The organism is Actinomyces sp. (assembly GCF_030530635.1).
Lineage (GTDB): Bacteria > Actinomycetota > Actinomycetes > Actinomycetales > Actinomycetaceae > Actinomyces.
In genome coordinates, this window is sequence record NZ_JAUMUL010000102.1 from 1 (window position 1) to 6,222 (window position 6,222).

Genomic DNA, 6,222 nt, shown 5'->3' on the forward strand with positions numbered 1-6,222 from the left:
AACCAGCCCAGCAACTACCCGCCGCCGCTTGACAAACCACATAGGGGCACCCCCCACCTGAGCCGCGCCCCGGCACCCGCGCCGGGGCCGCCCTCGGCCTCGAACGCGGAACAGGCGACGAGAGGGGTTGACTCTTCAGCCCCGAGGAGAGATGATAACGACGTGAATTAACGCGTGTGAATTACGTGTATTCAGCCGGTGGACAACGCCGTTCACCGACCCCGACATCGGCTCCGTATCGGCCCCTGACGCCGGACGGTCCCGAAAGGAACTCTTCATGCAAACCTTCGCCCTCCTGGGCGCAGGGTTCATCGGCCGCGTCCATGCCGAGAACCTGGCCGCCCAGCCGGATGTGGATTTCGCCCGGGTGTTCGACGTCGACACCTCCAGGTCCACCGAACTGGCCGAACGCCATGGGGCCTCCCCCACCACCGATCTGGACGCCGTTTTCGCCGATCCGGCAATTGACGCCGTCCTGATCGCCTCCTCCACTAACACTCACGCCGATCTACTCAAGCGATCCGCCGCCGCGGGAAAGGCCGTCTTCTGCGAGAAGCCCATCGACCTGTCACTAGAGGTGGCCCGGGAGGCGGCCACCGCTGCGCGAGCCGCGGGAATTCCCGTAATGATGGACTTCAATCGCCGTTATGACGAGGCCTACGCGGCGGTTCACGACGCCGTACACTCCGGAGAGGTAGGCCAGGTGGAACTCGTCTCCATGACCACCCGCGGCCCCTCACTGCCGCCACTGGCCTACCTGGAGGTCTCCGGCGGTCAGATGCGCGACCAGACCGTCCACTTCTTCGACCTGCTGCGGTGGATCACCGGCCTCGAGCCGGTCGAGGTCTATGCAGCGGGCGCCGCCCTGGTCGACCCGGCTGTGGCCGAGGTGGGTGACGTCGACACCTCTATCGCCGTACTGCGCTTGGACGGCGGCGCCCTGGTGCAGATCGACTCCCAGCGCCGCATCGGTTACGGCTACGACGAGCGCATTGAGGTCAACGGCTCGGTGCGCATGGTCGAGGCCGCCCGCCACCGCACCGGCTTCGTCAACCATTACGGTCCCGGCGAGCTGCGCACCAACGGACTGGACGTCGGCTGGTTCGAGCGCATCCGCGGCACCTACCGCAAAAGCCTGGACGCCTTCGTGAACGCCCTGGAGCACTCCGCACCGATACCGGCACCGCTCGAAGACGGCCTGCGAGCCCAGATCATCGCCGAGGCGGCCACGCAGTCCCTGCACAGCGGCCGACCGGTCACCATCCCGGACGGCCTGTAAGCCCGTCCTCGCCGGCGACGCCCACTGCGTCGCCGGCGCTTATTCATCCCGATAGCCCCGGCGACCCGAACACAACCACGATCGAAGGAGATCACCCATGAAACTGTCCATGAATGTCACCTCCACCTTCCACGGCACCGCCCTCAACGACATCACCGTCGCCAAGGATGTCGGATTCGAGGGCATTGAGCTGCAGAGCCCGAAGCTCTGGCGCTACCTCGACGCCGGCTTCACCCCCGAGTCACTCCTGCCGCATTTGGAGGGGATCGAGGTCTCTGGCATCGGCGCCCTGCAGGAGGACGAGCCGGAGGCCTTCCGCGCCGAGGCGGAAAAACTGGCACATGTCGGCGAGGTGGTCGGCGCCCCGGCCATGCAGATGTGCACCGGCCCGGTCGACGTCACCGTCGTACAAGACTTCAAGGCGGGCCGTCTGGCCGACGACGACCCCCGCTTCCGCGGTCTGCTCGGACGCCCGGACACCGAGGTCATTGCGGAAACCGCTAAGAACGTAGCGCTGGCCGCAGACATCGCCGCCGATCACGGCCTGGACCTGTTCCTAGAACCGCTCGGCTGGGCGCCGGTGTGCCACGTCAACCAGGCGCTGGAGATTCTGGAGCGCATCAACCGTCCCAATGCGAAGATCGTCGTGGACTTCTGGCACTTCTGGGTGACGGGTTCGACCCCGCAGGAGGTTGCCGAGCTGGACAAGGAGCTGATCAGTGCCGTCCACGTGTGTGACGGCCTGCCCGTACCCGCCGGCGAGGTGCCCGACCAGGGCGTGTCTCGTAATGTGTGGACCGGCGGTGGTTCCATCCCACTGCAGGAGTGGGTCGACGCCGTCAAGGCGACCGGATATGACGGCTGGTACTGCTCGGAGATCTTTCACGACCACTCCGCCGAGCTGGACTTCCACCTGGTGGCTCAGACGCTGCTGAACGAGATGCAGATTCTCACCGCGTAGGAATGCCGCAGCGCCCCAGTTGGCCAGGGCTTTCCCCGGCCAACTGGGGCGCTTGCGTTGCGCCGTCCCCGGCACGCACCGGGAACGCGATGGGCTTTACCTGCCCCGCTTGAAGAGTTCGCCGCTCATCACATCGGCCTCAAGCTGCTCCAGCGTGCGCCCCTTGGTCTCGGGCACGAAGAGGAAGAAGAAGATGAAGGCCACGACGTTCAGCGCGGCGAAGGCGAGGAAGGACATGGACAGTCCGATGGCCGCGATGACGCTGGCAAAGACCAAACCGAGGATGGAGTTGGTCATCCACAGCACGAAGACGGACAGGCCCATGCCGAAGGCGCGCATCTTCAGCGGGAAGATCTCCGAGAGCGTCACCCAGGTGGCCACGTTCAAGCACAGCTGCATGGCCCCGACGAAGAACACGATCAGCGCCAGCAGTACGAAGGGCTTGGCCCCTCCCTCCGGTAGAAAACGTGCCGCGGAGGCAATGAGCACGTGCGATACCGCGACCAGACCGTAGCCCCACAGGAAGGTCTTGCGCCGAGAGAAACGGTCCATCATCTGCAGGGCGATGATCGCGGCGATAACCGAGATCGTGGCCGGAGCGATGTTGGCAATGAGGGCCGCACCTGTGCTGAATCCGGACTCCTCGAGTACCCGCTCACCGTAGTAGAGGATGGAGTTGATACCGGTAGTCTGCTGGAAGAAGCCGATGCCGCAGCCGATTAGGACGATGCGCACCAGGTTCTTGTTGGAGAAGATCTCCTTGATCGACATGTTGACCCGGCTGGCCTCCTCCTTGGAGGCGGCCTGGATCTCGGCCAGTTCGGGCGCTGCCCGCCCCTCGGGCCTGAGGTCGTCGAGGATCTTGAGGGCCTCCTCCTCGCGGCCCTTATCGGCCAACCAACGGGGAGACTCGGGCAGGCGGGTCACTCCGAGCAGCAGGAGGATGGCGGGGACGGCCGCCAGTGCGAACATGGCTCGCCACACCCACGGGTATTCATTGCCCCAGACGTTGCCGATGATGGCGTTCATGACGATGGCCAGGAGCTGACCGGTCACGATCATCATCTCATTGCGACCGGCCAGGGAGCCGCGGATCTCATACGGGGCGAGCTCGGCCAGGTAGACCGGAACCACCACGGAGGCCGAGCCGACGGCGAGCCCCAGGACGACGCGGCCAACGGCCAGCATGGGCAGGTTGACGGCGGCGACGACGACGACCACACCCACGATGAACAGGGAGGCCATGACGGTGATCGTGGTCTTGCGGCCGATCCTGTCCGAGATGCGACCACCGGTCAGAGCACCAACGGCGCTGGCGAACAGCAGCGAACTGACGGCGATGCCAAGACCGAAATCGGTCAGATCCAGCTGGTCGGGCCGCACCATGAAGCTCTGAGCGCCGTTGATGACGCTGGTGTCGTAGCCGAAGAGCAGTCCACCCAGAGTGGCAATCAGGGCGACGACGGTCAGGCGGGCACGGTAGGGACCGGGTGTGAGTGGAGGCAGCTTGGTGCCACCGGTTTGCGCGGTGGCAGTTGGGCTATGGGACACATTGACTCCTTTGTCGGTTCGATCAGTCGAGGTCACGCTAGCACGCACAAGGACCAAATGTCAGGACAAATCTTGGCAAGTGATCTACCTCATTATTTGCGAACCATATTTTTAATGAATGACTTATAGGGCATCCAGGCCGGCCGCCCCGCGCGGGAGCGGCCGGCCCCGGATTCAGACGCCGAACTCCTGGGTCAGGCGCTCCAGCGCGGCCTTGTTGTACTCATCGGCCCACTCATGCCAGCCGAAGATGCACACGGAGACGACACCGTCGAAGTCGACCTCGCGCAGCGTCGAGAAGACCTGCTCCCACGGGACCTCGCCGTTGCCGATGGCGTTGTGCTGATGCACGGTGACGTCGGCGCCCGGCGGGTTGATGATGTACCGGTTGCCGTCGTTGATGCGGTGGTTGAATCCGTCGGAGACGTGCACCTCGCGGAGCTTGCCGGCCGCCGCGGCGGTACGGATCATCCGGTCGGCGTCACCGGCGCCGTCGGACAGGTGGAAGGTGTGCGGGCAGCAGTACTCGTAGCCGAGCCAGTCCTTGTCAACACTGCGGACGAGTTCGAGGGCCCGGTCGTGCAACTCGACGAAGTCGTAGGGGTGCGCCTCCATGTTCAGGCGGATGCCGTACTTCTCAAAGTGCGGGACCAGCTCCTCAATGGACTTGTACCACTGCTGCTCGGAACGGCTGGCTCGGTTACGGTCGCCGGAGAACTCCGAGACGATGTCGCGTACGTCCAGGGCGTCGGCCAGTTCCAGCAGACGCCGCCAGTTGCGCACCTGCGCCTGCCGCTCGGCCTCATCCGGTGAGGACCAGTTGAACACGGGGTTGAGGGTGCGCACCTTGACGCCCGAGTCCTTCTCCGCCTGCTTGAGTTCAGCGATGAAGGCCCGGTCGGCCTTGGGGTAGTGGTGCCACAGGTGGAACTCATTGTTGGGCGACAGCTCCACGTACTTGAACCCGAGCTCGGCAGCCTTGTGCAGCGTGTCGGCAGTGGACATGCTCAGGTAGTACATGTTCGGGTCAAGGGCGATGTCGACCATGAGGCCTCTCCTTTCGGTTGTTCTTTCCCGGCCGGCGTCAGGCGTAGAAGTCCGGCTTGTCGATGAGGGTGACATCCACCAGCGGGGAGGACGCGTCCTCCAGGGAGGCGACGGCGGCATCGACGACGGAGGTGGCGGCGTAGCCGTCCCAGGAGGTCGAGCCGGTGTGCTCATCGCGGGCGACGGCGTTGATCCACTCCTGGAACTCGCGGTTGAAGGCGCCCTGGAAGCGGTCGATATGCGACTGGCACATGGCGTTGCGGTTGCCGTGGGCGTCGCGGATATGGATCTTCTCCTGGTCGCCCAGCCGCACCGCCGCGGTCTCGAGCACGAGTTCGCACTCGATGGAGTAGGCCCACTGCAGGTTGACGTTGACCTCGTCGTCGATGCGCACGCCGGACTCGGTGTACATGACCACAACCACCGGATCGATCAGGTGCTCGAAGCGGTGGGTGGTGGACTTCGGGCGCTCGACGCGGACCTTGACGATCTCCTCCCCCAGCAGCCAGCGCATGGTGTCGATCTCATGGATGGCGGTGTCGTCGATAGCCATGCGCGAGGTGTAGGACTCCGGGACGGAGGGGTTGCGGTGGCGGTTGTGGACCAGCAGCGCCTGGCCGTGCTCGCCCGCCTCCAGGACGGCCTTCATCTCGTTGTAGGCGGCGTCGAAGCGCCGCATGAAGCCGACGGTAACCAGCTTCTTACCGGCCTTCTGCTCGGCCTCCATGATCGCGATGCAGTCCTCGGCCGTGGTGGCCAGGGGTTTCTCACACAGGACGTACTTGCCGGCCTCAATGCACTTGATGACATCGGGAGCGTGAACCTTGCCGAAAGTGGCGATGACGACGGCGTCGACCTCGGGGTCACCCACCAGCTCGTCGGAGGTGTCGTAGACCTTGGCGCCGTAGGGCTCAGCGGCTGAAGCGGCGGCGTCGTGGTTGATGTCCGCCACGGCGACGATCTTGCCGCCGGACAGCTCGTTGGTGATGCGGGCTAGGTGGGCGCGGCCCATGCCGCCGGCGCCGATGAGACCAATGCGAACGGTCATGATTTCTCTCTTCCTTGAGGATTCGTTGCGGGTGTGGGTTTGCGGATGTGCTCGGCGACCCCTCCCGGGGCCGCCGAGCGATGCCGATCAGGCCAGACCCAGGCCACACTCGGCCAGGTACTTGCGCATGTTGATGGCGTTGGGCTTGGGGAAGGACGGGTCGCAGGGGTAGCAGTCCTGCTCGCAGATGCAGTAGATCGGCTTGTCCAGCTCGGCGAGCGCATCCACGAAGGCGTGCATCTCGGGCAGGCCGGCGGGCGGGCAGACCGAGGCACCCTTGGTGACGGCCTCGCCGAAGGGCCAGTCCTTCTCGTGGGCCTCGCGGGTGATGTCCTC

Annotated in this window: 5 protein-coding genes and 1 pseudogene; 2 read left to right on the top strand and 4 right to left on the bottom strand. The window is 65.0% G+C overall.

Annotation, left to right across the window (positions count from 1 at the left end; translation table 11 throughout):
* Nucleotides 1–277: 277 nt before the first annotated feature.
* A complete protein-coding gene (locus tag Q4A20_RS14515) occupies nucleotides 278–1,279 on the top strand; it encodes a Gfo/Idh/MocA family oxidoreductase (protein ID WP_303124063.1) in 1,002 nt (333 codons plus the stop codon).
* Nucleotides 1,280–1,376: 97 nt separating this feature from the next.
* Nucleotides 1,377–2,240: a sugar phosphate isomerase/epimerase gene (locus Q4A20_RS14520; protein WP_303124065.1), complete on the top strand. Its 864-nt coding sequence runs from the start codon at nucleotides 1,377–1,379 to the stop codon at nucleotides 2,238–2,240.
* Between the two features lie 96 nt (nucleotides 2,241–2,336).
* Here the strand turns inward: Q4A20_RS14520 and Q4A20_RS14525 are convergent, their stop codons facing one another.
* The 4 genes and pseudogenes from Q4A20_RS14525 to Q4A20_RS14540 all read right to left on the bottom strand — a co-directional run.
* Nucleotides 2,337–3,791 (bottom strand): sugar porter family MFS transporter, encoded by a 1,455-nt coding sequence (locus tag Q4A20_RS14525; protein ID WP_303124067.1) that lies wholly within the window; start codon nucleotides 3,789–3,791, stop codon nucleotides 2,337–2,339.
* A gap of 174 nt (nucleotides 3,792–3,965) precedes the next feature.
* The gene (locus Q4A20_RS14530; RefSeq protein ID WP_303124069.1) at nucleotides 3,966–4,838 is read right to left on the bottom strand and encodes a sugar phosphate isomerase/epimerase; all 873 of its coding nucleotides are present in this window, start codon (nucleotides 4,836–4,838) and stop codon (nucleotides 3,966–3,968) included.
* A 37-nt stretch (nucleotides 4,839–4,875) separates the two neighbouring features.
* Nucleotides 4,876–5,886 (bottom strand): Gfo/Idh/MocA family protein, encoded by a 1,011-nt coding sequence (locus tag Q4A20_RS14535; protein ID WP_303124071.1) that lies wholly within the window; start codon nucleotides 5,884–5,886, stop codon nucleotides 4,876–4,878.
* Between the two features lie 87 nt (nucleotides 5,887–5,973).
* Nucleotides 5,974–6,222, bottom strand: a pseudogene (locus Q4A20_RS14540) (2-keto-myo-inositol dehydratase); the annotation flags it as partial.